Here is a 24,540-nt window from a genome sequence, read left to right as displayed (position 1 = left end):
CCGAAGATGTACGACCCCACAGTCGCCCGGCTCACCTACCGGGGCCTGCTCGGCCGCCGGCGGGCCCTCATCCTCGGCGTCCTGCCCGTCCTGCTCATCGTGATCTCGCTGGCCGTCCGGAGCTTCTCCGGCGCCGACGACCAGGTGGCCTCGGACCTGCTCGGCGGGTTCGCCCTCGCCACCATGGTGCCGATCATCGGCGTCATCGCCGGCACGGGGGCGATCGGCCCCGAGATCGACGACGGCTCCGTGGTGTACCTGCTGGCCAAGCCGCTGAAGCGGCCCACGATCATCTTCACCAAGCTGATCGTCGCGATCGCCGTCACCATGGCCTTCTCGGCGGTGCCGACCTTCGTCGCGGGCATGATCCTCAACGGCAACGGCCAGCAGATCGCCGTCGCCTACACCGTGGCGGCCCTCGTCGCCTCGATCGCCTACGCCGCGATGTTCCTGCTCCTGGGCACCGTGACCCGGCACGCCGTGGTCTTCGGACTCGTCTACGCCCTCGTCTGGGAGGCCCTGTTCGGGTCCCTGGTGTCCGGCGCGCGCACCCTCAGCGTCCAGCAGTGGGCGCTCGCCGTGGGCCACAAGGTGACCGGCGGCGACATCGTCACCTCGGACGTCGGTCTGCCGACCGCGACGGTCCTGCTGGTCGTGGTCACCGTCCTCGCCACCTGGTACGCCGGGCAGCGGCTGCGCTCGCTGACCCTGGCCGGCGAGGAGTGAGCGGGGGCTCCCGCGCGCGGTGTCCGGAAGGGGCACGCGCGCGGGAGCCCTCTTTCCGTTCCCCGGCGGGAGCGTCGGCGCGGACGGCGCCGCGCGTGAGCCCACGGGCCCGCGCCCTTTAATCAGTGGCGCCCAAGTCGGCGTACAGGCACAGTGGTTCTGTCCACGCCGCCGCGTCGAGCCGGCGCCACCGACTGGGAGAGGAGCGCGACGATGTTCATCAGGAGCAGTTCGTCGAGCTCCCGACAGGGCAGCCCGCGGCGGGTTCCGGAGTAGTCACTACCTCCGTCGAACCCGCTCGCAGGGGGAGTTGCCCGGGGCGGCCGCTTCGAGCGCGCGTCACCGCGCGGGCCGCCCACCCGGAGGATTGGCCGAGTGGAAAGGCACCGGCTTGCTAAGCCGTGGTCGGGGGTGAAGCCCCGCGCGCGTTCGATCCGCGCATCCTCCGCACAACCAGGAAGCACCGAGACACACGGGCCCGACCGCGTCGGCGCCCACGCCCCGGTGTCCGGCCGACGCTAGTTCCCCGTCAGCAACCGCTCCAGCACGACCGCGATGCCGTCCTCCTCGTTCGAGGACGTCACCTCGTCGGCGATCGCCTTGAGATCGTCGTGGGCGTTGGCCATCGCCACCGAGTGGGCCGCCCAGGCGAACATCGGGAGGTCGTTCGGCATGTCGCCGAAGGCGATGGTGTCCGCGGCCTTGACGCCCAGACGGCGTGCCGCCAGGGACAGCCCCGTCGCCTTGGAGAGACCGAGCGGAAGCAGCTCCACCACGCCCGGGCCCGCCATCGTGACACCGACGAGTCCGCCCGCGACCTTCACGGCCACGGCCGCGAGCTCGTCGTCGGAGAGCACCGGATGCTGGATGTACACCTTGTTCAGCGGCGCCGACCACAGGTCCGCCGCGTCCCTGATCGGGACGACCGGCAGCGAGCCCTCCAGCCTGCGGTAGCCGGGGCCCACCAGCACGTCGCCGTCCAGCCCGTCGCGGCTCGCGGCCAGCAGCAGCGGTCCGACCTCCGCCTCGATCTTGGCGAGGGCGAGACCGGCGAGCTGCCGGTCCAGCGTCACCGACGTGAGGAGACGGTGCTCCCCCGCGTGGTAGACCTGCGCGCCCTGACCGCAGACCGCGAGACCCTCGTAGCCGAGCTCGTCGAGGATGTGCCGCGTCCAGGGCACCGCGCGCCCGGTGACGACGATGTGGGCCGCGCCCAGCTCGGTCGCGGCGACGAGCGCGTCACGCGTGCGCGGCGAGACCGTCTCGTCGGAACGCAGCAGCGTCCCGTCGAGATCGGTCGCGACGAGCCTGTACGGGAACGCCCCGGGCCCGGTGGACCCGGAGGCTCCCGTCGAACCGGTGGTGCTGGTCACTTGGAGATCGGCTCCAGAACCTCACGGCCGCCCAGGTAGGGGCGCAGCAGCTCCGGGACCCGCACCGAACCGTCGGCGAGCTGGTGGTTCTCCAGGATCGCCACGATGGTGCGCGGAACGGCGCACAGCGTGCCGTTCAGGGTGGCGAGCGGCTGGACCTTCTTGCCGTCGCGCATACGGACCGACAGGCGGCGGGCCTGGAAGCCGTCGCAGTTCGAGGCCGAGGTCAGCTCGCGGTACTTGCCCTGGGTCGGGATCCACGCCTCGCAGTCGAACTTGCGGGAGGCAGAGGACCCCAGGTCGCCGCTGGCCACGTCGATCACCTGGAAGGGCAGTTCGAGGCCGGTCAGCCACTGCTTCTCCCACTCCAGGAGCCGCCGGTGCTCGTTCTCGGCGTCCTCGGGAGCCACGTACGAGAACATCTCGACCTTGTCGAACTGGTGCACGCGGAAGATGCCGCGGGTGTCCTTGCCGTACGTGCCGGCCTCGCGGCGGAAGCACGGCGAGAAACCGGCGTAGCGCATCGGCAGCTTGTCCGCGTCGAGGATCTCGTCCATGTGGTACGCGGCGAGGGGGACCTCGGAGGTGCCGACCAGGTAGTAGTCGTCCTTCTCCAGGTGGTACACGTTCTCCGCGGCCTGGCCGAGGAAGCCGGTGCCCTCCATGGCGCGCGGGCGGACCAGGGCCGGGGTCAGCATCGGCGTGAAGCCGGCCTCGGTGGCCTGGGCGATCGCCGCGTTGACGAGGGCGAGCTCCAGGAGCGCGCCGACACCGGTCAGGTAGTAGAAGCGCGAGCCGGACACCTTGGCGCCGCGCTCGACGTCGATGGCGCCGAGCGCCTCGCCGAGCTCCAGGTGGTCCTTGGGCTCGAAGCCCTCGGCGGCGAAGTCGCGGATGGTCCCGTGCGTCTCCAGGACGACGAAGTCCTCCTCGCCGCCGACCGGGACGTCCGGGTGCACCAGGTTGCCGAGCTGGAGGAGGAGCCGCTTGGTCTCCTCGTCCGCGTCGTTCTGCTCGGCCTCGGCGGCCTTGACGTCGGTCTTGAGCTGCTCGGCGTTCTTCAGCAGCTCGGCGCGCTCGTCCGGGGTGGCCTTGGGGATCAGCTTGCCGAGCGACTTCTGCTCGGAACGCAGCTCGTCGAAGCGGACGCCGGACGACCTGCGCCGCTCGTCGGCGGAGAGGAGGGAGTCGACGAGCGCGACATCCTCTCCACGGGCGCGCTGGGAGGCGCGAACACGGTCGGGGTCCTCACGGAGCAGGCGAAGGTCAATCACCCCTCAAGGCTACCGGTGCGGATCTCCGGCCAACGACCCGATATTCCAGAGCGTGACGGCTGTCACGGTATGAGTGAAATGCCGGACCCAATCCCTTGATCGCCGAAGGGTGTCAAGGAAAGGGGCCCACTCCCTGGAACGGGGCAGGCGGCCGTTCGCCGGTTGACCGGATCGCCTTGCGGGGAGCGGTACTTGCGGGGCCGGTTGTCCACAGGGAGTGACCTGTCGCGAGAGTTATCCACAGGGTGTGTGGATGATCTGTGGATGTCGGAATTGATCATTCCGATACACCTTCGGCGGCCATGGAATTCCCGGTCCAAACCCTCAGTACAGCCACTTTCGGGTGTAAATGATTCGCTCCATCGGGTTGATCAATGGAAATGGGTAGACGAAGAGGGAGGTGCAGGGGTGTGGACCGACTTGGGTCGAGTAGCCGATTTGTCGACCATGTAGTGCTTCGTTGTCGACTTGTCCCCAGGTCGAGAAGCGTGCCTGTGGATAACTCTGTGGATGAAGAAAATCGGCAGGCGGAGACCTGGGGAAACGCTCGGGCGGGTGCGGATCCGCCGTTCAGACGGGTGCGGATCCGCCGTTCAGAACCGGCCGTCGGCGCAGCGCGCCAGCCAGTCCGAGGCCGCCGAGAACTCGTCGTCCGACGTCCCCGGCCGCAGCGGGCGGACGTCCTCCAGGGCGACGCCGGCACGCGGATACGAACCGAGGAAGCGCACCTGGGGACAGATGCGCTTGAGGCCCATCAATGCCTCGCCCACCCGGCGGTCGGTGATGTGACCCTCGGCGTCGACCGAGAAGCAGTAATTGCCGATGCCCTGTCCGGTCGGGCGGGATTCGATCCGCATCAGGTTGACGCCCCGCACGGCGAATTCCTGGAGCAGTTCGAGCAGCGCTCCGGGGTGGTCGTCGCCGAGCCAGATGACCACGGACGTCTTGTCGGCGCCGGTCGGCGCGGCGGGCCGGGCCGGGCGGCCGACCAGCACGAAGCGGGTCTCGGCGTTCGCCGCGTCGTGGATCTCGGTCACCAGCGGTTCGAGGCCGTACGTGGCCGCGGCGAACTCGCCCGCGAAGGCCCCGTCGAACCGGCCCTCCTGGACCAGCCGGGCGCCGTCCGCGTTCGAGGCCGCCGACTCCCACACGGCGTCCGGCAGATGCGCCGCCAGCCAGTTGCGCACCTGGGGCTGGGCGACCGGGTGCCCGGTGACGGTCTTGACGTCCTTCAGCGCCGTGCCGGGCCTGACCAGCAGGGCGAAGGCGATCGGCAGCACGACCTCGCGGTAGATCATCAGCGGGTCGCCCTTGGCGAGCTCGTCCAGGGTGGCGGTGACACCGCCCTCGACGGAGTTCTCGATCGGCACGAGCGCGCCCGCCGCCTGGCCGCCGCGAACCGCGTCGAGCGCGGCCGGGACGGACACCATGGGGACCAGCTCCCGCGTCGCGGCCTCGGGAAGCGTGCGAAGGGCGGCCTCGGTGAACGTACCCTCGGGGCCGAGATAGGTGTAGCGCGTCGCCGACATACCGTCACCCTAATGGGCCCCGCGCGAGGCGTCCGACGCGCGAGCCCGCCCGGCGGCGCGTCCGATACGAGGCCCGGTACCGCGGTACCGACCGAGGTACGGAGAGCCCGCGCCGAGCCCCCGCGTGAGGTGCCGCGCAGGCCCGGGCGTCGGAGTTCTCCCGAGGCCCGCCGGCGGACGGCCGCTTCACGCCTCCAGCAGTCGCTGTCCCACGTACTCGCCCTCCGCCGCGCCGCCCGGCACCGCGAAGAGGCCGCTCGACTCGTGGCGGATGTACGTCGAGAGCGCGTCGCCCCGGTCGAGCTTGCGCTGGACGGGGACGAAGCCGCGTACCGGATCCGCCTGCCAGCACACGAAGAGCAGACCGGCGTCGGGCGTCCCGTCGGCACCGATGCCGTCGTGGAAGGAGAACGGGCGGCGCAGCATCGCGGCCCCGCCGTTCTGGTCGGGCCGGGTGATGCGGGCGTGCGCGTTGACCGGCACGACGAGATTGCCGTCGGCGTCGGTTTTGTCCAGGTCCATCGCGGTGGTCTCCGTGCCGCCGCTCAACGGCGCACCGTCGGCCTTCCTCCGCCCGATGACGTCCTCCTGGGCCTTGCCCGACAGCTTCTCCCAGTCGTCGAGCAGCATCCGGATACGGCGTACGACGGCGTAGGAGCCGTTCGCCATCCACTCCGGGGTGCCGGAGGCGGGGACGAAGATCCGCCCGTCGAAGTCGGGCTCGGAGGGCTTCGGGTTGCGGGTGCCGTCGACCTGGCCCATCAGGTTCCGGGCGGTCATCGGTTCGGCGGTGGCGCCGGGGGAGCGGTTGAAGCCGTTCATCTGCCAGCGCACCCGTGCCGCGGCCCCGGCGTCCTTCTGGACCGCGCGCAGGGCGTGGAAGGCGACGAGGGAGTCGTTCGCTCCGATCTGCACCCACAGGTCGCCGTCGCTGCGCGCCTTGTCGAGACGGTCGGAGGAGAAGTCGGGCAGGGGGTCCAGGGCGACCGGGCGCTGCTTCTCCAGCCCCGTACGCGCGAAGAAGCTGTGGCCGAAGCCGAACGTGATGGTGAGCGACGACGGTCCGGCGTCCCGCGCGATGTCCGTGTCCTCGTGGGCCGCGGCCTCACCCGCCATCAGCCGCCGAGCCGTCCCCGACCAGCGGCGCAGCAGGGCGGCGGCCTCCCTGCGGCCCGCGCCCGCCGTCAGGTCGAAGGCGACGAGATGGCCGCGGGCCTGGAGGGCGGTGGTGATGCCCGGCTGATGTTTCCCGTGAAACATTGCCATGTCCGCGCCGATGGAGGTCAACGGGACGGTGCTGACGGGGGAGGGCGCCGCCGCGTATCCCACGGCCGCGCCCGCCGCTCCGAGCGTGAGCCCGGTGGCGCCGGCGGTGCCGAGCAGCCGGCGCCGTGACATGACCCCCTGCGGGGCGTCGCCCGGCGACGAGGTGCCGGAGGACGCTTCGGGGGACGGGGCCGTTCGGGCGGAGGGGGCGGAGGTCCCGGGGGTGGACTGGTCAGCCATGGTCAGGTTCAGCCGATCTGCGCGTTCTTGTTCACGGTGGCCTGGTCGATGTCGGAGGTGCGCACGGTCACCGCGATCTTCCAGTCGCCCGCCAGGGGGATCTGTACGGAGCTCGCCGCCCAGTGCCCGGTGGCGACCCGGTCGGGGGTCACCGGCAGCGGGCCGATGTTCTTCGCGGTGAGCGTGAAGGCGACCTTGACCTCGGGGACGTCGAAGGCCTTGCCGTTCGGCCGGTACACGAAGACGTGCATCTGGTTGCCGCCCACGCGGGCCGGATCGAGGGTGACCTCCACCGTGCCCTTGCCGTCCTCGCCGCCCGTGTCGAAGGGCAGCTTCAGGGACAGCGGCCCGGAGCGCTGCGCGGCGGACGCGGTGGCCTGGCGGGCGGCCTCCGCGGTGCGCCCGGGCTCGGTGGCCGTCAGCGCGGTCGTGACCGCGAGCAGGACGACCGCGACCCCGGCCTCGGCGAGCACCGAGCGCCGCAGGCCCGAACGCTGCGGGTCGGCGTCGCGGACCCGCTTGTCGCGCGCGGAGTCCATGACGGCCTGCTGCCGGGCGAGCTGGGCCGCGCGCCGCGCGTCCGTCCCGGCGGGGACGGTGGCGGGTGTCCTCAGCTCGGTGCGCTGCTCGACGACGGCGGCGACGGCCTCGGGGGCGCTCGTCTCGGCGAGCTGTGCCGTCCAGCGCCGGGAGATCCACGCGATGCCCACGAGAACGGCCACCAGGCCGACCTTGACGAGCAGCAGTTGTCCGTACGACGTGCCGGTGAGCGCGGACCACGAGCCGAGCTGGCGCCACGACTGGTAGATCCCGGTGGCGACCAGGACGACGACGGAGCCGAACGCGAGGCGGGAGAACCGGCGGACGGCCGCGGCCTCGACGGGTGCCTGCGCCGGAGCCCGGAACAGGGCCACAACCAGCGTCGCCAGACCGCCGAGCCAGGCGGCGACGGCCAGCAGGTGCAGGACGTCGACGGGCATCGCGATGCCCGGCTGGACGCCGGTCGAGGCGTGCTCGGCCATGGCCCAGGTCGCGGCGAGGCCGGCGGCGACGACCGTGCCGCCGACGGCGAGCCCGAAGGTGAGGTCGTTCTTCTCCGCGGCCAGGTGCCCGGCCTCGGCGGCCGGGTCCTCCGCACCGGCGGCCGGGTCCCCGGCGTCGGTGGCGCGGGCGTCCGTCGCCTCGGCCGGTTCCGCGGCACCGCCGTCCGCGCCGGCCGCGCGCTCGTCCTCGTCGCGCCGGGCGTACGCGCCGAAGAGCACCGCGATGAACAGCGCGGCGGCGGCGAGCAGCAGCAGCCTCGACACCAGTGCCGCGCCGGATTTGGTCTGCAGCACCTCGCCGAGCAGGTTCAGGTCGAAGATGTCGCCGGCCTTGCCGGACCCGACGTAGGAGCCGCGCAGGAGCAGCAGGGCGAGGGTGGAGGCGGTGAGCGTGAGCCATCCGCCCACCACGAGCCGCTGCACCGGCCGGATGCCCGAGCCGCGCTGCCAGCAGGCCAGGACGAAGGCGGCGCCGCCGACGAGCAGGATGAAACCGGCGTACGACAGGTAGCGCGCGGTTCCGTAGAGGAAGCCCACGAGGCCGCCGCCCGCGGCCTGGCCGTCCAGCGAGACGGAGGTCTGGGAGGGGGCGCCGACGGAGAAGGTGAAGGCGCCCGAGACGGGGTGGCTGTCCGCCGAGACGACCTGGTAGGTGACGGTGTACGTGCCGTCGGGCAGCCCCGGCCTGATCTTCAGGCCGTAGGTGTCGCCGCCCAGGTCGCTCGCGCCGCCGGTGTCGACCCGTTGGCCCTTGGGGTCGAGCACCTGGAGCGAGCCGTCGTTCAGCGAGACCTGTTCGGAGAAGGTGAGCGAGACCTGGGCGGGTGCCTCGTCGACCACCGATCCCTGCGTCGGGTTGCTCCCGGTCAGCGCGGCGTGCGCGGAGGCGGGTGCGGCGCCCGCCAGGAGCGCTCCGGTGACGGCGAGGAACAGCAGCAGGAGGGTCCTGAAGCGGGGGGCGATGGTCGGTGTCACGGTGATGCCTCCCTCAGCGTCCGGTCTTCGGGTTGTAGGTCGCGGGCTTCACCGGCATCGAGATCGTCACCGTGCCGGACTTGGCGAAGTGCAGTTCCACGGACACCTTCTCGCCCTGTCCGGGCTTGTGGGTGAGCTTTCCGAACATGAGGTGGTTGCCGCCGCTGGCGAAGTCCAGGGTGCCGTCGGCGGGTATGGCGAACGACTTCTTCTCCTCCATCGCGCCGTCCACGGTCGCGTGCATCGTCACGTCGTCCGAGAGGTCGCTGGTGACCGAGGTGAGCGTGTCGGCGCCGCCGGAGTTGGTGACGGTGAAGAAGCCCGCCGCCATGGTGTCCATGGTCGGTGCGGGCATGTAGGCGCCGGTGACCTCGAGTTCGGGCTCGGCCGAGGACGACGAGGAGCCGTCCGAGCCGCAGCCCGCCAGTGTCCCGGCGGCCAGGACGAGGGAGCAGACGGCGAGGAGTCCCGCGCGGCGGCCCGTACGGCGGCTCACGGGGTCTTCCCCTCGGCGATCTCGGGCAGGTCCTTGGTGTAGTCGTCGACGGTGGCGTTCTCGCCGTACAGCACATAGCCGGCGTCGGTCTTCGGCGAGAAGGCGATGACCTGGGTGCCGTGCACGGAGACGGTCTTGCCGTTCTTGTCCTTGCTCGTCGGCTCGATGCTGATGCCGAGGCGGCGGGCGCCGGCCTGGATGGCGGCGAAGTCGCCGGTGAGGCCGATGAAGTCGGGGTCGATGCCCTTGAGCCAGGTGCCGAGCGCGGCGGGCGTGTCGCGCGCCGGGTCGGTGGTCACGAACACGACGCGCAGCTTGTCCTGTTCGGCCTTCGGCAGCTGCTTCTTGGCGACGGCGAGGTTGTTCATCGTCAGGGGGCAGACGTCGGGGCAGTGGGTGTAGCCGAAGTAGATCAGCGTGGGCCGGCCCTTGGTCTCCGCGCGCAGGTCGTACTTCTTGCCGGTCGTGTCGGTGAGCACGAGGTCCGGCTTCTCGAACGGGTTGTCCAGGACCGTCGCGGCCTTGGTGGCGCCGGGATCGGCGGACACGGCGGCGACGGGCCGGCTGCCGGCGTCGTCACTGCCGCAGGCGGAGAGGGTCAGAGCGGCGGCGGCGAACAGGGCGGCCGTCGCGTACGTCTTCTTGCGCATAGAAAAATGTCCCAGATGTGAGCGCTCCGGTGGGCACCGGGGGGCCGGACGGGCCGAAGGGCCGGGCCGGACGCGGGTCCGGAGAGCCGTGTCCGCGACCCTCCGGTGCCCACCAGGAGCGTGTGTCTCAGTGCCTCAGATGTGTGCCGGCACCTCAGGCGCCGGCACGCCGCCGGCCGGCCAGAACGCCGTAGGCCACGCCCGCCAGTCCGACGAGGATGCCCACGACGCCGAGCACGCGTGCGGTGGTGTCGCTGCTGTCGCCGGCGGCGGCCGCCTCGTCGGTGTGCTCGGCGGTCTCCTCCGTGTGGGAGGCGTCCTCGGCGGCGGCGCCCCCGTGGTGTCCGCCCTCGGTCGCGGCGGTGAGCGCGAGGGCCGGGGCCGGGTGCTCGGGCTCCTCGGCGCCCTTCTTCTGCGGCTCGATCCAGCGGACGACCTCCTTGTCGGAGTACGTCTGGACGGCCTTGAAGACGAGTTCGTCGGTGTCCTCGGGCAGCGCGCCGATGGAGAGCGGGAACTTCTGGAAGAAGCCCGGCTCGATGCCCTTGCCGTCGGCGGTCCAGGTGACCTTGGTGACGGCCTCGCTGATCTTCTCGCCGTGCGCGGTGACCGGCTTGTCCAGCTTGGACTTGGTGACCTTCACGGTCCAGCCGTCGAGGGGCTGGGGCATGACGGAGGACAGCGGGTGGTCGGCCGGGAGGTTGACCTCGACCTGGGTGGTCGAGGCGTTGTCGCGCTCGTTGGGCACCTTGAAGTTCACGACGGCGTAGCCGCCCTTGGCGGCCGCGCCCTCGGGCTGCACGCTGACGTGCGCGAACGCGGGGGCGGACAGGGCGAGAACGGCCGTGGCGGCGACGGTGCCGGCGGCGGCGAGACGAGAAGCCTTCATGGAAGGAGACACTCCACATTCAGTCCGGTGACAAAGGGGACGCGCGTACGCCTCGGTGTCCCGTGGAAGGGGCGAAAGGGCGCCCGGGGAAGACCCGGCGGGCACGCGCGCGTGCGGCACGACCGCGTCCCCTTCGAGAAGGTCCGTGAAGTCCCGCCGGGCCGGTGAAGTCGATGACTCCGGGGACCCGGGGGAATTGCGTGGATTTCCGTGAGGCGGCGCGTCGTGTCAGGCGACGAGGGTGAACGTGGAGGCGGGCGGCCCGCGCCGGACGACGGTGTGCTGGAGAGCGGTCGTCCGTGGAGCGAGGGGTGCGAGCAGCGCGGTGTGAGGCGTGCGCGCGATCTCGGGCGCCCCGGGAAGTCCCGTACGCAGGGCGCGTACGAGGGTGAGGGCGGCGCGCAGGGAACGTACGAGCGCCGCTTCCGCGACTCCCTGGGCCGACAGGCGCATGAGCCGCAGGAGGGCCAGGTCGCCGTGGCGCAGCACCCATCCGGCGGCAAGGGCCGCGAGCACGTGGCCGAGCAGCATCGGCAGGGAGGGCAGCACCGGCATCGAGGTGCCGGCGGCGCCGGGCAGGGCGTCCGCGGCATGGCTCATGGACGACGTCATGCCCGTCGTCCTGGCCGTGCCCGGGTCGATCCGCGCGTCGGTGAGGATCTTCATGGCCTGCGCGGGGCTGATCGCCGCCGCGGCCGTCCCGCACACCAGGCGGGCGGCCCGCTCGACCAGCGTGGCGTCGGACATCGGCATGCCCGGCGCCATCGCGCCCATGGACGATCCGCCGGCCGTCGTGCCGCTGCCCAGGCCCAGTCCGAAGAGGGTGTGCAGCAGCGTCTGGCCGAGCGCGAGCAGTGCCACGATGCCCGGCAGTGTGCGTTCACGGCCCGCCAGCGCCCCGGCGACCGCGAAGACCGCGAGGAAGCCGGCGCCCAGCGTCCACAGCGGGACGGTGGTGCAGGAGGCGATCCCGTGACCGGCGGCGGCCAGCACGACGCAGACCGCGGCGAACACCGCGGCCCTCAGGGTCCGGAGACCTGCTCCGGAACGCGCCGAACGCTGGTGGGGGGCAGTCATGGCGGGCTCATCATCGCACTGGGCCCCGACGCCCCGTACGGCAGGTCCGATTGACGGCTTGTGACCGGTCCGTCCTCCCTGTGGCGGACGCCCGGAAGGCCGCCGTCCTGCAGGAGATCACTCGCGCATGCACCGCCGGCTCGGGTGAGCGCGTCGGCCGTATGGGCGGCGTCACGTCGCGTATGCGATTGCGCACGCGTGGTTGCGGCAATACGTAACGGTATGTCGAGCCGCGGCCGGGAGGCTGGAGCATGAGCATCTGGTGGTCACTCCATTTGCGGCGCGAGGCTGCGAGTGTTCCGCTCGCCCGACGCCTGTTGCTCGGCACGATGGAGAGCGCGGGCGTGGACCCGGACATCTCGTACGACCTCTCCGTCGCGCTCACCGAGGCCTGCGCCAACGCCGTCGAGCACGGCGGGGACGACGTCCGGGGCTCCTCCTGCGAGGCGTACCGCGTGACGGCCTATCTCGACGGCGACCAGTGCCGTATCGAAGTCGCCGACTTCGGCCCCGGTTTCCCGGCCGGCAACGCCCGCCCGGTATTCCGCCAGGCGGGCGAGGACGCGGAGCACGGCCGGGGGCTGTGTCTGATCCGGGAACTCGCCGACCACGTCCAGATCGGCAACAGGCCCGGGCGCGGCGGCGCCGTGGTGAGCTTCGACAAGATCCTCAAGTGGAGGACGGCCCCCGCACTGCTGCCGGCCTGACGCCGGCACCCCGGACGACTCCGGCGTCAGGGCCCCGCCGGCATTCGGGAGCCGCCCACGGGCATCCCGGGCGCCGCCCACGGACAAGGCCGGCGACAACCCTGGGCAGGCCGATGGCAGCCCTGGACAGGCCGATGGCCGGGAGCCTCGGAAGGCGCCCGGCCATCGGTCGCGTGCCCGCTCCCGCGGGCACGGCGTCAGCCCTTGAGGGACGCCATCCACGCCTCGACCTCGTCGGAGCGGCGCGGCAGGCCGGCCGACAGGTTCCGGTTGCCGTCCTCGGTGACCAGCAGGTCGTCCTCGATGCGGACCCCGATGCCGCGGTACTCCTCGGGCACGGTCAGGTCGTCCGCCTGGAAGTACAGGCCCGGCTCGACGGTCAGGCACATGCCCGGCTCCAGCGTGCCCTCGACGTACGTCTCGGTGCGCGCGGCGGCGCAGTCGTGGACGTCCATGCCGAGCATGTGGCCGGTGCCGTGCAGGGTCCAGCGGCGCTGGAGGCCGAGCTCCAGGACACGCTCGACGGGGCCTTCGAGCAGACCCCACTCGACGAGCCGCTCGGCCAGCACGTGCTGGGCGGCGTCGTGGAAGTCGCGGTACTTGGCACCCGGCTGGACGGCCGCGATACCGGCCTCCTGGGCGTCGTACACGGCGTCGTAGATCTTCTTCTGGATCTCCGAGAAGGTGCCGTTGACCGGGAGCGTGCGCGTGACGTCGGCGGTGTAGAGGGTGTGCGTCTCCACGCCCGCGTCCAGCAGCAGCAGGTCACCGGAGCGGACCGGGCCGTCGTTGCGCACCCAGTGCAGCGTGCAGGCGTGCGGACCGGAGGCGCAGATCGAGCCGTAACCGATGTCGTTGCCCTCGACCCGCGCGCGCAGGAAGAAGGTGCCCTCGATGAAGCGCTCGCTGGTGGCCTCGGCCTTGTCCAGGACCTTCACCACGTCCTCGAAGCCGCGCACGGTGGAGTCGACGGCCTTCTGCAGCTCGCCGGCCTCGAACTCGTCCTTGACGAGCCGCGCCTCGGACAGGAAGACGCGCAGTTCGTCGTCGTGCTCGCGGGTGACCTTGTCGGTCAGCGCGGCCTCGATCGCGGCGTCGTAGCCGCGCACGACACGGACCGGGCCGGTGGCCTCGGCCAGCGCGGCGGACAGCTCGCGGACGTCCGAGGCGGGGATGCCGTAGAGCTGCTCGGCCTCGGCCAGGGAGTGGCGGCGGCCGACCCACAGCTCGCCCTGTCCGGACAGCCAGAACTCGCCGTTCTCACGGTTCGAGCGCGGCAGCAGGTAGATCGTCGCCTTGTGGCCGTCGGCGGCCGGCTCCAGCACGAGGACGCCGTCCTCGGTGAGGTTGCCGGTGAGGTACGCGTACTCGACCGAGGCACGGAAGGGGTACTCCGTGTCGTTCGAGCGGGTCTTCAGGTTGCCCGCGGGGATCACCAGGCGCTCGCCCGGGAAGCGCGCGGACAGCGCGGCACGGCGGGCCGCGGTGTACTCGGCCTGCGCGATGGGCGTGAGGCCCCGCAGCTCGGTGTCGGCCCAGCCGGACTTCATGCTGGCGGCGAGCTCGTCGGACACGCCCGGGTACAGGCCGTTCTTGCGCTGCTTGATGGGCTCTTCCTCGCCCGCTTCGTCAGCGGCTTCGTCGAGTACGGCTTCCGGGGTCTCCGGGGTGAGCGCCTCCGACACGGTCTGCCTCCTTCATACGACTTTGGACCACCCCATCGTACGGTCGTACTGAAGGGGGCCCAGGGCCGGAAGGCCTGTTACACCGGATGAGAGTCGTCTCAGTCGAAACGGGCCGCCAGGAGGACGACGTCCTCGTCGCTGTCCGCCTCGTCCAGGCCGTCCGGCAGCACACCGCGCAGCACGTGGTCCGCGATCGCGCCGGGGTCCTCGCGCAGCGCCCTCGGGACGCTCGCCGCCGCCGCGTGCAGCCGGGCGAAGGCGCGGTCCATCGGATCGCCGGTGCGGTGCAGCAGCCCGTCCGTGTAGATGAGCACGGTCTCGCCCGGGTCCGCGGTCAGTTCGACGCTCGGTGCCTCCCAGCAGGCGAGCATGCCCAGCGGCGCGGACAGGGAGGTCTCCACGAACTCGGTGCGCCGCGGGCCGATCACCAGGGGCGGGCTGTGTCCGGCACCGGCGAGGGTGAGCTTGCGCAGGGCGGGCTCGCAGTACGCGAACAGGGCGGTGGCGGAGCGGGCCGGCTCGGTCAGCCGCAGCAGCAGTTCGAGGTCGGAGAGCACGGCGACCGGGTCCTCGCCCTCCATGACGGCGTAGGCGCGCAGGGAGGCGCGCAGCCGGCCCATGGCGGCGACCGCGCTGGGCCCCGAGCCGGTGACGGAGCCGACCGCGAGTCCGAGCGCGGCGTCGGGCAGCGGCAGCGCGTCGTACCAGTCGCCGCCGCCGCGCGGGCCGGTGCGGTGGCGGGCGGCGAGCTGGACGCCGGAGACCCGGGGCAGCCGTGGGGGCAGCAGCTCCTCGGACATCGTCCGCACGCACGCCCGCGCGCGTTCCAGCTCCAGCAGCCGGGCCAGGTGCTCGGTGGCGTAACGGGTGTAGAGGCCGATGAGGTGGCGCTGGCGTTCCACCGGCTCGGCGGGCTCGTCGTAGAGCCACACGGCGGCGCCGAGGCGGCCGGCGGCCTCGGTGGACAGCGGGAGCGCGTAACTGGCGGCGTAGCCGAGACGGGCGGCGACCTCGCGGTGGCGCGGATCGAGCCCGTCCTCCGAGAGGAGGTCCGGCTGGGTGATCTCGCCCTCGCCGCCCGGCAGTCCGTCCAGGATCTTCCCGTACGACATGGAGCTGCGCGGCACCGTCTCGATGTGGCCGAGGTCCGCCCGGGCGAGGCCGAGGCCGATCGTGGTGTCGGGTCCCAGTCCGTCGCCGGGTTCCAGGACGACCAGACCGCGCCGGGCGCCCACGAGGGCGGCTCCGGCGCGCAGCAGTTCCTGCAGCGCGTCGTCCAGGGTCGCGGTGCGGGCGACCCGCTCGGTGAGTTCGTGGAGCGTGGTGAGATCCGAGACCCAGCCCGCGAGACGGTCCTGGAGCGCTGCTCCGGGGCCTGCCGGCGGGGCGGCCGGGGAGGCGCCCGTGGGCGCGGGCGCCGGCGCGACAGTGTGCGCGGGCGAAGGAACCGTTGAATCGATTCCGGCCACTTTGGGAAGGTGAGGGGCGTTCATGGCGTCCGGCTTTCCGACCGGTGCGTTTTGCTCAATAGCATCGCAAACCCCCATGTCGTTCTGCGCCGCTAGCGGTGTCTCCACATGTACACGTACTCGTGAGGGGATGTCCAGCATTGTCCTGCCGGGATTCCTGGTGTCCGTGCGACCGGTGGTAACCCTTGCGGGAAAATGAAATTGGCCTAAAACTGACTCGGGCAACGGCTTATTGAGGTCGACTGGCCTCGTTCGACGGAGCGTCACAGCGGTCGTGATGGGTACGTACTCGGTGAAGGCCAGGGGTGGTTGAGATCCGCCCGGAACCTGGCGACGGACCCGGGCGTCTTAACCACCGACGACCGTGCCCCATCCTCCCGTGGCGGAGGCGGCTAGGAATACGCGGGACGTAAAACGCCAGGCGCCGCCACCCCACGCCATGCCCATGCTTTGGATATACGCGGTATGGGCGCGGACACAGCCACATGCTCGGCCCAGAGGGGTTCCCCTTGTCTCCAGCAGGGGTGTGATGCGCCAGCAGGTACGCACAGTGAAGTGATCGACACATGGTGTGATGTGATCCTCGGTGTTGCCAGGCGTGCAACGGAAAGGAACGAGCGCTCATGCGCGAGATCCTCGGAAGGCGACGCAGGCTCCTGTCCAGGCGAAACGGCGGGAGGCCTGAGATGCTCAGCGCGGCCCTGACGTTCGCGGCCGCATGGCGGTGGCCCGTACTCCCGGGTGTGGCGGCCGATCCGCAGGGGCGTGCCCGCTGCGGCTGCCCCGACCCGGAGTGCACGGTGCCGGGCGCCCATCCCTTCGACCCCGGCCTCCTCGCGGCCACCACGGACGAGCGCATGGTGCGCTGGTGGTGGACCAACCGGCCCTCGGCCCCCATCGTGCTGGCCACCGGCGGCGGCGCCCCCTGCGCGGTGAGCCTGCCCGCCGTCGCGGCGGCGCGCGCGCTCGACGCCCTCGACCGCACGGGCATGCGCCTCGGCCCGGTCGTGGCGTCCCCCTCCCGCTGGGCGATCCTCGTCGCCCCGTACTCCATGGAACAGCTCGGCGAACTGCTCTACGCCAAGGACTTCGTCCCCGGCTCCCTGCGCTTCCACGGCGACGGAGGCTACATCGCGCTGCCGCCGTCCGAGACGGGCCAGGGCCAGATCCGCTGGGAGCGCGCTCCGCTGCCGGGTTCGGCCGCCCCCTGGGTGCCCGGCGTGGAGGCCGTGGTGGATGCCGTCGTCGAGGCACTCACTCGTACGGGTGTGAGCGCGCCCGAGTTGTAGGGGCGTCCGGCGCGCGGCGAGCCGCGCGCCCTCCCCCGCTCGTTATCGTCCGCCCATGCAGCGTCATTCCGGGGGGTACGGGGCCGCGGCGCCGACCGGCGGCGGGCCCGACCCCCGAAGAGTGCGGCTCGCGGCCCTGGCCGGAGTCGTGGTGGCCGTCCTCGCCCTGCCGCTCGCCATGGCCTCGGCCGGCCCGGCGGGCGGGGCCCGCGCCCCGGCCGTGCGTGCGGCGGCCCCCGCGGACGACCGGCCGCCCGCGCCCCGGCGCTCTCCCCTGCGGCTCGGCCTCGGACTCATGACCGCCGCCCGGTGCGGTCCGGAACTCTCCTCGCCCGACGGCGTCGAGGCGCAGACCTGTGTCCTCACACAGGGTGAGGAGACCTGGGCGCGCACCTACTACCGCAACGCGACCGGCGACGCGCTGAGCGCGGCCCTGACGCTGATGGGCCCCGGCGGCCGCGCGGTGCAGATGAACTGTGCGGTGGACGCGGCGGACGACCCGGGGGCGTGCGAGACGCCGAGGGAGCACATGGCGGGGGATCCGGGGGCGTACTCGGCGGTGGCGGAATTCGCGAGGAGCGACGACGGGCCGCTGCTGCTGCGTTCGGGAAGCAACTCGGGCCGCAGGCAAGCCGGTTGATATTGTTCGGGATTCCGAACATGGAAAGACCCGGTTGCTGGCGACGGGGGATGCACCAGCAACCGGGCTACTCGAACGGTAACAAGAGATCGGCGGTTCGCAAATTCGATCTCGGCTATTCGGACACGGATTTACCTGTCACAACGGGGAGTTGTGACAGGAGTCACCCGTTTCCGAGGCCCTGACGAGCTGACCGGTCGGTCAGTTTCCCGTCCTGTGGGTCCGCTGTGGACTAGCTGAGCGTCACCTGGCGGTTGGTGAGACCGCCGCGTGCACGGCGCTCGTCCGCCGTCAGCGGCGCGTCCATGGCCAGAGCGGTGGCGAGACGCTCGGCGAACTCCGCCGCCGGCTTCTCGACGTCGTCCGCCGTGACACCGCTCGGCAGGTCCCAGACCGGCACGGTGAGCCCGTGCGCGCGGAAGGAACCGACCAGCCGGGTCCCCTCCCCGAGGCTCGAACGGCCCTCGGCGTGCAGGCGCGCGAGAGCGTCCAGAAGCCGCTCCTCGGCGTGGGGCATGACCCAGCGCAGGTGGTTCTTGTCGGGCGTCTCGCACCAGTAGGCGGCGTCGACCCCGGCGAGCTTCACCGTCGGGATGGCGGCGGCGTTGGCCCGCTCCAGCGAGGCGGTCACCTCGGGCGTCGCGTTCTCCGCGTCCGGGACCCAGAACTCGAAGCCGCTGTGCACAACTGGCTCGAAGGCGCCTTCGGGGTCGAGCAGGTCCTGGAGCCGGGGGCCGTCCGCCGGGGCGCGCCGCCCCTCGACCGGGGTGCCGGGAGGCGCGACGAGCGCGCGCTGGAGGGTGTCGGCCAGGTCGCGGCTGATGTCGCCGGACGCCGTGTCGTTCTGCAGGCCGAGCAGCACCGAGCCGTCCTCGCGGCGCAGCGCGGGCCACGCCATCGGCAGGACCGTGGCGAGGGTGACCGAGGGGACGCCCTCGGGCAGGCTCTCCTTGAGCGTCAGCTCCACCGTCGCGGCGGGAACCAGTTCGCGCAGCGCGACCCAGTCGCCCTCGCCGCGCAGGCCCTCGAACGGGCGGTGCACCAGCTCGGTCACGGCGTGCGCGGCGGCACGGCCGTGGCAGGCCTTGTACCGGCGGCCGCTGCCGCAGGGGCAGGGCTCGCGGGCTCCGACGACCGGGATCTCGCCGCCGTCCGTCAACTGCGGCTGCTTGGCCTTCGTCTGGGGTCGCTTCTTGGCCATCGTGGGTGTCTCCCGATCACGGCTCGTCTCGTACTGGCGCGAGCCTAGCCGTTCGCGGGGAGACCGACGGGACCCTGTGGACAACGCACCGCGTCGTCCCGTGGCGCGACGGTCCCTCCGCGCGCCGGTGCTGCTCGGTGGGGCTCGGTGGGGCTCGGCCGGGGGCGTCCCGTCCGGTTCAGTCGAGGTCGTCGAAGGCGTCCACGAAGTCCAGACCGGAGATCCCGGACACCCTCGGTGACGCGACGCGCGTAGCGAAGTCGTCGTGCCGACGGGCCAGTTGAACGTCGTCCTGCACGACCACCCACACCGTGACCTCGCCGCGGACGTCGTCCCGGACACCCCAGTCCTTGGCCAGTGCCGTGATGATGTTCAGCCCGCGGCCGCCGCGTGCCGTGACCGACGGCGTGGCGGGTGCGGGGCGGGTCGGACCGCCGCCGTCCGTCACCTCGACCGTCAGCCGTCCCGCCGCGTCGACACGCCAGGCCGCGCGCACGGTGCCGTCGTCCGCGAGGGCGTCGCCCAAGGGCCTGCCATGCCGGCACGCGTTGCTGAGCAACTCGGAAAGGATCAGTACGGCATCGTCGATGACCGTTTCCGCCACGCCCCCCGAACGCAGTTGATCGCGCATCCGGTGTCTTGCCTTCCCCACGCCCGCAGGGCCATGGGGTACGGCCATGCTCGACGACGTGGGCACCTCCTGTGCCACCACCAACGCCACCCCCGAGACCTCCTTCACCCCACGCCACGGTGTGAATGCCCCTTTGGACTGGACCGGAAACCGGCCAGTGGGCGTCTGCTGACGCACTCGTAACGTTCGACTGCGGAACGAACGCGCCGGAGCACTCCCTGTGACCGGGTGGCTGATTCTCGATGGTTTCCGGTGGGCGATCGTGGTGTTTTCCGGGGGGGGTGCCGACGTCGGGCAGGGCCAGGTCAGCGGCCCAGTTGGCGGAGCACCGCGCGCGGGCGGTTGGTGATGATGGCGTCGATGCCCAGCTCGACGCAGAGATCGACGTCCTCGGGCTCGTTCACGGTCCAGACGTGCACCTGGTGACCGGCGCGTTTCAGCCGTTCGATGTACCCGGGATGACTGCGGACGATCCGCATGGAGGGGCCCGCGATCCGGACACCGGCGGGCAGCCTTCCGTCCCGCAGCCGGGGGGAGACGAACTGGAGCAGATAGACCGTCGGCAGGGTCGGGGAAGCGGCCCGTACGCGGTGCAGCGAGCGCGCCGAGAAGCTCATGACCCGTACCGCGGACTCGTCCGGGGAGGCGGGGGCGTCCAGGCCGAAACGCTTCAGCAGCTGGAGCAGCCGCTCCTCGACCTGGCCCGCCCAGCGGGTGGGGTGCTTGGTCTCGATGGCCAGCTCGACGCGGCGGCCGGCGTCGGCGACGAGTTCGAGCAGTTTCTCCAGGGTGAGGACGGAGGTGTCCGTCAGGCTCCCGGGGGTGTGTTCCCAGTCGGGCGACTCGTCGCGGTTCTTCCACGAGCCGAAGTCCAGTGCGGTGAGTTCGGCGAGTTCCAGGGCGGAGACGGCTCCGCGGCCGTTGGACGTCCGGTTCACGCGGCGGTCGTGGACACAGACGAGATGGCCGTCGGCGGTCAGCCGCACATCGCACTCGAGGGCGTCCGCACCGTCCTCGATCGCCTTCTTGTACGCGGCCAGCGTGTGCTCCGGTGCCTCTTCGGAGGCTCCGCGGTGGGCGACGACCTGGATCGGGTGCTGTCGTGCGAGGGTCACCGCGTCATGGTGCCACCGTCGCGGGGCTCATGTGAGGTGAGATATGTCGCAAGACATCCCAATTGGTAATAAAAGTCCGTTATAAAGGATGGCCTCGGACGCACAGCCACCGCTTATGGTGCCCTGACGCCCTGTGGGAAAAGCTGACGGCGTACAAAAGCACATGCACAGCTGAATCGCGCCGGGCCATCGACAAGTGTGAGTGGGCGTGACCGAGTGCGACCGAGAACAACAGCCGTGGATCGAGGAGAAGAGCTGTGAGCACCGAGAACGAGGGCAACGCAGTACCCCCGGCCCCGTCCGCACCTCCCGTGCCGGTGGAAACTCCCGCTGCCTCCGCGCCGGGCCCCGCGCACCCGGGCCCCGCGCACCCGGGGGACGCGCCGACCGCTCCGATTCCCCCGGTGCCCGGCACCCCCGGCGCACCGCAGCACGACGCGGCGCCCGCGGGCATGCCGGCGTACGCGTCGAACGGCGCCGGGCAGGGGGCCGACCCCTACGGACAGGCCCCGACGCAGGGCTCCGCCCCCGAAGCGGGCTGGCCGCCCCCGCCGCCCGCCACCCCTTCGTACGCCGACGGCGGCGGCTCGGGTGACGGCGGCTGGGGTTCCTCCTACCAGCAGCCCGCGCCGAAGCCGAAGAACCGGCGCGGCGGCCTGATCGCCGCCGTCCTGGTGGCCGCGCTGGTCGCCGGCGGTGTCGGCGGCGGCATCGGCTACTCGCTGGCCAAGAACGACGACGGTTCCACCGACTCGACGACGGTCTCCGCCCCGAGCAGCAGCGGCGAGGTCAAGCGCGCCTCCGGCACGGTCGCCAACGTCGCGGCGAACGCGCTGCCGAGCACCGTCACCATCGAGGCGCAGAGCAGCAACGGCGAGGGCGGCACCGGCACCGGCTTCGTCTTCGACAAGCAGGGCCACATCCTCACCAACAACCACGTGGTGGCGGACGCGGTCGACGGCGGCAAGCTCAGCGCCACCTTCCCGAGCGGCAAGAAGTACGACGCCGAGGTGGTCGGCCACGCGCAGGGCTACGACGTCGCGGTCATCAAGCTGAAGAACGCGCCCTCGGACCTGAAGCCGCTCGTCCTCGGCGACTCCGACAAGGTGGCCGTCGGCGACTCCACGATCGCGATCGGCGCGCCCTTCGGTCTGTCCAACACGGTGACCACGGGCATCATCAGCGCCAAGAACCGTCCCGTCGCCTCCAGCGACGGCAGCGCCAGCAGCAAGTCCTCGTACATGAGCGCGCTGCAGACGGACGCCTCGATCAACCCGGGCAACTCCGGCGGTCCCCTGCTCGACTCCTCGGGCGCGGTGATCGGCATCAACTCGGCGATCCAGTCGTCGAGCAGCGGCGGTCTCGGCGGCTCCGGCCAGTCCGGTTCCATCGGCCTGGGCTTCGCGATCCCGATCAACCAGGCCAAGCACGTGGCCCAGCAGCTCATCCAGACCGGCAAGCCGGTGTACGCGAAGATCGGCGCGTCGGTCTCCCTGGAGGAGGGCACCGGCGGCGCGAAGATCACCGAGCAGGGCGCGAGCGGCTCCGCGGCCGTCGAGTCCGGCGGTCCGGCCGACAAGGCGGGCCTCAAGCCCGGCGACGTCATCACCAAGCTCGACGACATGGTGGTCGACAGCGGCCCGACCCTGATCGGCGCGATCTGGACCCACAAGCCGGGCGACACCGTCAAGCTCACCTACACGCGCGACGGCAAGACCCACACGGTCGACGTCACCCTCGGTTCCCGAGAGGGCGACAGCTGATCGTCCGGTCCCGCACGCAAGGGGTGTCTCCCACGGGGAGGCACCCCTTCCGCGTGCGGGCCCCGTCCCGGTCCGACGGAGTCCGGGACGGGGCCCGCACACGGTCCCGGGACGGGTCAGCCGCGCGCCTTCTTCGCGGACGACGACCCCTTCTTGCCGCCGGCGCGCTCCGGGGGCGTGGGCGGGGCGGGCCGCGGCCGGTGGCGGTGCGTGCTCTGGCGGGGCGGCCGGGTCAGCGTGATCTGACGGATCAACTGCTGGAAGCACGTCAGCGACGCGAGGGCGGGTACGACGGCGGTGGCCACACCGGTGATCGTCTGGTGGGCGTCGGCCACGCAGAACATCATGGCCACGGACGAGAACAGCAGCACGACGTACCACGAGTGCACGGCCCGGCGCTGGTGCAGGGCGGCTCGCAGGATGGAGAGCGAGGCGACCATCCAGGGGCCGTAGATCAGCAGGGGCCACCAAGGGCCGGTGCCGCTCTGGGCGTTGGAGGCGATGCGCTGCAGCGGCGAGTACGCCACCATGCCGCTGAAGACGCTCACCATCGACACGGTGGCTGCCGCGACCGCGGCGAGCACGAAACTGGCGGTCTGCAGCCAGTTGCGGGGGTTGCGGGCCCGTACCTTGCGGTGTCCCGTCGAGGAGCGCCGGATGGGCGGCAACTCGGCGGTGATCTGCACCAGGTTCTCCATCGGGTCACCGGTGAACTCGTCCCCGTAGTCCGGCTCGCTGCGCGGGGGCGGCACGGTGACGTCCTGCTCCGCCGCCGCGGCGTCCTGCAGGAGGTAGGTGAGTTCCTCGACGGGGTCCCAGCCCTGTTCGTTCAGGGCGGTGACGGGATCGCCGTACGGGCCGGTCTCCGTCCCGACGGGATGTCCCGCGGGGTATCCGGGGTCCTGGCCGTACCGGGCGAACGAGAGGTTCGGGTAGTCGTCATTCACCGGAGTCAGCCCCGGCCGGTACCGCGGGGGCCGGGACCGGCCCCTCTGCCGTCGCTCCTGGGACGGTCGGAGCGAGAGATCTTGCTTTCGCCATGTTCCGCTAACGCGGCTCCCCCGCCTCCAGGTGTGCGGCAATCGAGTGAGCGCGTGGCGGGGGAAGTATTCACCAAAACGGCTTTTCGTGTACGTCGGCCGCAGGCTTCCGGCGCGCCGCCGAACGGACCCCGCCGACGCCCGGCCGGTGCCTCCCGCGAGCCGGATCGGCGCTGGTGGATCCGGTGCGGACCATGCCTCCGCGACACGCTCCGAGCCGGGTACTCTGTACCCGCTCCACCCGCCTGGGCGGGAGCGGGGTGGGTTGCCCGAGCGGCCTAAGGGAACGGTCTTGAAAACCGTCGTGGCGCGAGTCACCGTGGGTTCAAATCCCACACCCACCGCAGGTGAACGGCCCCTGACCGGGAGAAACGGTCGGGGGCCTTCGTCGTATGCGCTGCCCGTGCGCGACCGTTGTTCCCCGCGAGTCCCCGGTCCAACGGGCACGGATGGGGCACGGCCCTCGATGTGCGGGGCGATCTAGTCTGTCGTGGGACGGCGACCGGGACGGACTGAGGCGCGGCGGGGGCATCGGGTGGACTGGGAGCTGGGGGCGGCCGGCCTCGCGGTCGGGATGCTGATTGCTGTGGTGACGGCGCCGGTCGGAGTGTCCGGGGCGGTGTTCCTCCTGCCCGTACAGCTCAGCTTGTTTGCCGTGCCGAACCCGTCCGTCACTCCCACGAATTTGCTCTACAACGTCGTGGCAGGCCCGGGCGCGCTCGTGCGTTATCGCCGTGACGGCGCTCTGCGGGGGCCGCTCGTGCGCAGACTGGTGCTGGGCACCCTGCCCGGTGTGGTCCTCGGAGCGGTCATCCGCGTGTTCGTCCTCCCGGGCCCGGACGTCTTCCGCCTCCTGGTCGCCGCCTTGATGCTGCCGCTCGGAACCTGGCTCATCGTCCGAACTCTCCGCGCGGGGGCTCCGGAAACCCAGCGGTCTGCGCCTTCGCCCCGGACCGTGACGAGTCTGGCTCTCGTGGTCGGGGTCGTGGGTGGCATCTACGGCATCGGCGGCGGTTCGATCCTCGGCCCTGTCCTCGTCGGCCGCGGGCTCCCCGTTTCCCAAGTCGCCCCGGCCGCGCTCGCCTCCACGTTCGCCACCTCGTTGCTCGGCGCCTCGACCTACGCCCTGCTCTCGCTGGGGCACAGCGGCAGCATCGCCCCCGACTGGTTCCTCGGACTGGCCTGCGGGCTGGGCGGTCTCATCGGCGGGTACCTCGGCGCCCGCCTCCAGCCACGGATGCCCGAGACCTTCCTGCGCCTGCTCCTGGGCACACTGGCCGCCGGGCTCGGCACCCTCTACGCGATCAACGCGCTGCGCTGACCTGCCTAGTCAGCCCATCACTTCGATAGGGCGTAGCGGTCCTCGACGGGAACCTTGCAGAGCGGTCGGCGGAACGGCTTTGGGCGGGAGCTGCTTTGGGGCGAGTGATCATGGCCCCTTAAGCTTCCGGCGAGTCGGGCA

General features: G+C 71.7%; 21 protein-coding genes and 2 tRNA genes. 8 read left to right on the top strand and 15 right to left on the bottom strand.

The window, feature by feature from the left end:
• The first annotated feature begins 6 nt into the window (after positions 1-6).
• Positions 7-726, top strand: coding sequence for an ABC transporter permease (locus ACFYYF_RS16045; protein ID WP_361682855.1), 720 nt, complete (start codon positions 7-9; stop codon positions 724-726).
• 361 nt (positions 727-1,087) lie between these two features.
• A tRNA-Ser gene (locus tag ACFYYF_RS16040) sits at positions 1,088-1,174 on the top strand.
• A 70-nt stretch (positions 1,175-1,244) separates the two neighbouring features.
• Here ACFYYF_RS16040 and ACFYYF_RS16035 read toward each other — a convergent pair.
• The 9 genes from ACFYYF_RS16035 to ACFYYF_RS15995 all read right to left on the bottom strand — a co-directional run bounded on the left by ACFYYF_RS16035 (position 1,245) and on the right by ACFYYF_RS15995 (position 11,538).
• Entirely contained in the window at positions 1,245-2,099 is an 855-nt protein-coding gene (locus tag ACFYYF_RS16035) for an HAD family hydrolase (RefSeq protein ID WP_388775984.1), read from the bottom strand.
• A complete protein-coding gene (serS, locus tag ACFYYF_RS16030; protein ID WP_388775981.1) occupies positions 2,096-3,373 on the bottom strand; it encodes a serine--tRNA ligase in 1,278 nt (425 codons plus the stop codon). Before serS ends, ACFYYF_RS16035 begins: the two co-directional genes overlap by 4 nt.
• A 593-nt stretch (positions 3,374-3,966) precedes the next feature.
• Complete coding sequence (gene pheA, locus ACFYYF_RS16025) at positions 3,967-4,902, bottom strand: prephenate dehydratase (protein WP_361682849.1); 936 nt, start codon at positions 4,900-4,902, stop codon at positions 3,967-3,969.
• Positions 4,903-5,088: 186 nt separating this feature from the next.
• Positions 5,089-6,408 carry an iron uptake transporter deferrochelatase/peroxidase subunit gene (efeB, locus tag ACFYYF_RS16020; RefSeq protein ID WP_388775978.1) on the bottom strand — a complete coding sequence of 440 codons (1,320 nt, stop codon included), beginning with the start codon at positions 6,406-6,408 and terminating at the stop codon, positions 5,089-5,091.
• An 8-nt stretch (positions 6,409-6,416) separates the two neighbouring features.
• Positions 6,417-8,426 carry a copper resistance CopC/CopD family protein gene (locus ACFYYF_RS16015; protein WP_388775975.1) on the bottom strand — a complete coding sequence of 670 codons (2,010 nt, stop codon included), beginning with the start codon at positions 8,424-8,426 and terminating at the stop codon, positions 6,417-6,419.
• Between the two features lie 13 nt (positions 8,427-8,439).
• Positions 8,440-8,922, bottom strand: a complete 483-nt coding sequence (locus tag ACFYYF_RS16010) for a copper chaperone PCu(A)C (RefSeq protein WP_388775972.1) — start codon at positions 8,920-8,922, stop codon at positions 8,440-8,442.
• The gene (locus ACFYYF_RS16005; protein ID WP_388775969.1) at positions 8,919-9,572 is read right to left on the bottom strand and encodes an SCO family protein; all 654 of its coding nucleotides are present in this window, start codon (positions 9,570-9,572) and stop codon (positions 8,919-8,921) included. The genes ACFYYF_RS16010 and ACFYYF_RS16005 overlap by 4 nt, the downstream gene beginning before the upstream one ends.
• Positions 9,573-9,726: 154 nt before the next feature.
• Positions 9,727-10,461 (bottom strand): YcnI family protein, encoded by a 735-nt coding sequence (locus ACFYYF_RS16000; protein ID WP_361682839.1) that lies wholly within the window; start codon positions 10,459-10,461, stop codon positions 9,727-9,729.
• Positions 10,462-10,689: 228 nt separating this feature from the next.
• Positions 10,690-11,538: a hypothetical protein gene (locus tag ACFYYF_RS15995; RefSeq protein ID WP_388775966.1), complete on the bottom strand. Its 849-nt coding sequence runs from the start codon at positions 11,536-11,538 to the stop codon at positions 10,690-10,692.
• Between the two features lie 251 nt (positions 11,539-11,789).
• Between ACFYYF_RS15995 and ACFYYF_RS15990 the strand changes: the two genes are divergently transcribed.
• A complete protein-coding gene (locus tag ACFYYF_RS15990) occupies positions 11,790-12,245 on the top strand; it encodes an ATP-binding protein (protein ID WP_361682835.1) in 456 nt (151 codons plus the stop codon).
• A gap of 197 nt (positions 12,246-12,442) precedes the next feature.
• Here ACFYYF_RS15990 and ACFYYF_RS15985 read toward each other — a convergent pair whose 3' ends face one another.
• Together ACFYYF_RS15985 and ACFYYF_RS15980 are read right to left on the bottom strand one after the other, a co-directional pair.
• Positions 12,443-13,930 carry an aminopeptidase P family protein gene (locus tag ACFYYF_RS15985; RefSeq protein ID WP_388775964.1) on the bottom strand — a complete coding sequence of 496 codons (1,488 nt, stop codon included), beginning with the start codon at positions 13,928-13,930 and terminating at the stop codon, positions 12,443-12,445.
• Positions 13,931-14,028: 98 nt separating this feature from the next.
• Positions 14,029-15,540: a PP2C family protein-serine/threonine phosphatase gene (locus ACFYYF_RS15980; RefSeq protein ID WP_361682831.1), complete on the bottom strand. Its 1,512-nt coding sequence runs from the start codon at positions 15,538-15,540 to the stop codon at positions 14,029-14,031.
• A 482-nt stretch (positions 15,541-16,022) separates the two neighbouring features.
• On the opposite strand from ACFYYF_RS15980, the gene ACFYYF_RS15975 reads away from it, so the two are divergent.
• Entirely contained in the window at positions 16,023-16,688 is a 666-nt protein-coding gene (locus ACFYYF_RS15975; RefSeq protein ID WP_388775960.1) for a bifunctional DNA primase/polymerase, read from the top strand.
• 55 nt (positions 16,689-16,743) lie between these two features.
• Complete coding sequence (locus tag ACFYYF_RS15970; RefSeq protein ID WP_388775957.1) at positions 16,744-17,328, top strand: hypothetical protein; 585 nt, start codon at positions 16,744-16,746, stop codon at positions 17,326-17,328.
• 232 nt (positions 17,329-17,560) lie between these two features.
• On the opposite strand, the gene ACFYYF_RS15965 is transcribed toward ACFYYF_RS15970, so the two are convergent.
• The 3 genes from ACFYYF_RS15965 to ACFYYF_RS15955 all read right to left on the bottom strand — a co-directional run bounded on the left by ACFYYF_RS15965 (position 17,561) and on the right by ACFYYF_RS15955 (position 20,275).
• Entirely contained in the window at positions 17,561-18,529 is a 969-nt protein-coding gene (locus ACFYYF_RS15965) for a DUF5926 family protein (RefSeq protein ID WP_361682825.1), read from the bottom strand.
• A 178-nt stretch (positions 18,530-18,707) separates the two neighbouring features.
• Positions 18,708-19,337 carry an ATP-binding protein gene (locus ACFYYF_RS15960; protein WP_361682823.1) on the bottom strand — a complete coding sequence of 210 codons (630 nt, stop codon included), beginning with the start codon at positions 19,335-19,337 and terminating at the stop codon, positions 18,708-18,710.
• A 128-nt stretch (positions 19,338-19,465) separates the two neighbouring features.
• The gene (locus ACFYYF_RS15955; protein ID WP_388775953.1) at positions 19,466-20,275 is read right to left on the bottom strand and encodes a glycerophosphodiester phosphodiesterase; all 810 of its coding nucleotides are present in this window, start codon (positions 20,273-20,275) and stop codon (positions 19,466-19,468) included.
• Between the two features lie 257 nt (positions 20,276-20,532).
• Between ACFYYF_RS15955 and ACFYYF_RS15950 the strand changes: the two genes are divergently transcribed.
• Positions 20,533-22,038 (top strand): trypsin-like peptidase domain-containing protein, encoded by a 1,506-nt coding sequence (locus ACFYYF_RS15950; RefSeq protein WP_388775950.1) that lies wholly within the window; start codon positions 20,533-20,535, stop codon positions 22,036-22,038.
• A 116-nt stretch (positions 22,039-22,154) separates the two neighbouring features.
• Here the strand turns inward: ACFYYF_RS15950 and ACFYYF_RS15945 are convergent, their stop codons facing one another.
• Entirely contained in the window at positions 22,155-22,985 is an 831-nt protein-coding gene (locus tag ACFYYF_RS15945; protein ID WP_388775948.1) for a DUF2637 domain-containing protein, read from the bottom strand.
• Positions 22,986-23,337: 352 nt separating this feature from the next.
• Here ACFYYF_RS15945 and ACFYYF_RS15940 point away from each other — a divergent pair.
• Positions 23,338-23,422: transfer RNA gene (locus ACFYYF_RS15940), tRNA-Ser, on the top strand.
• Positions 23,423-23,613: 191 nt separating this feature from the next.
• A complete protein-coding gene (locus ACFYYF_RS15935; protein WP_388775945.1) occupies positions 23,614-24,399 on the top strand; it encodes a sulfite exporter TauE/SafE family protein in 786 nt (261 codons plus the stop codon).
• The last annotated feature ends 141 nt before the right edge of the window (positions 24,400-24,540 follow it).

It is taken from the genome of Streptomyces sp. NPDC001914 (assembly GCF_042891215.1).
Classification (GTDB): Bacteria; Actinomycetota; Actinomycetes; order Streptomycetales; family Streptomycetaceae; genus Streptomyces.
The sequence above is the reverse complement of the archived record's forward strand: the minus strand, read 5'-3'. Positions and strand labels throughout refer to the sequence as shown.

What these genes read in the sequence shown, in the direction of transcription:
- ACFYYF_RS16045 (WP_361682855.1), top strand. Translation starts at nt 7, where the DNA reads ATGTACGACCCCACAGTCGCCCGGCTCACCTACCGGGGCCTGCTCGGC.
- pheA (WP_361682849.1), bottom strand. Translation starts at nt 4,902, where the DNA reads ATGTCGGCGACGCGCTACACCTATCTCGGCCCCGAGGGTACGTTCACC.
- efeB (WP_388775978.1), bottom strand. Translation starts at nt 6,408, where the DNA reads ATGGCTGACCAGTCCACCCCCGGGACCTCCGCCCCCTCCGCCCGAACG.
- ACFYYF_RS16005 (WP_388775969.1), bottom strand. Translation starts at nt 9,572, where the DNA reads ATGCGCAAGAAGACGTACGCGACGGCCGCCCTGTTCGCCGCCGCCGCT.
- ACFYYF_RS16000 (WP_361682839.1), bottom strand. Translation starts at nt 10,461, where the DNA reads ATGAAGGCTTCTCGTCTCGCCGCCGCCGGCACCGTCGCCGCCACGGCC.
- ACFYYF_RS15995 (WP_388775966.1), bottom strand. Translation starts at nt 11,538, where the DNA reads ATGACTGCCCCCCACCAGCGTTCGGCGCGTTCCGGAGCAGGTCTCCGG.
- ACFYYF_RS15990 (WP_361682835.1), top strand. Translation starts at nt 11,790, where the DNA reads ATGAGCATCTGGTGGTCACTCCATTTGCGGCGCGAGGCTGCGAGTGTT.
- ACFYYF_RS15980 (WP_361682831.1), bottom strand. Translation starts at nt 15,540, where the DNA reads ATGCTGGACATCCCCTCACGAGTACGTGTACATGTGGAGACACCGCTA.
- ACFYYF_RS15975 (WP_388775960.1), top strand. Translation starts at nt 16,023, where the DNA reads ATGCGCGAGATCCTCGGAAGGCGACGCAGGCTCCTGTCCAGGCGAAAC.
- ACFYYF_RS15970 (WP_388775957.1), top strand. Translation starts at nt 16,744, where the DNA reads ATGCAGCGTCATTCCGGGGGGTACGGGGCCGCGGCGCCGACCGGCGGC.
- ACFYYF_RS15965 (WP_361682825.1), bottom strand. Translation starts at nt 18,529, where the DNA reads ATGGCCAAGAAGCGACCCCAGACGAAGGCCAAGCAGCCGCAGTTGACG.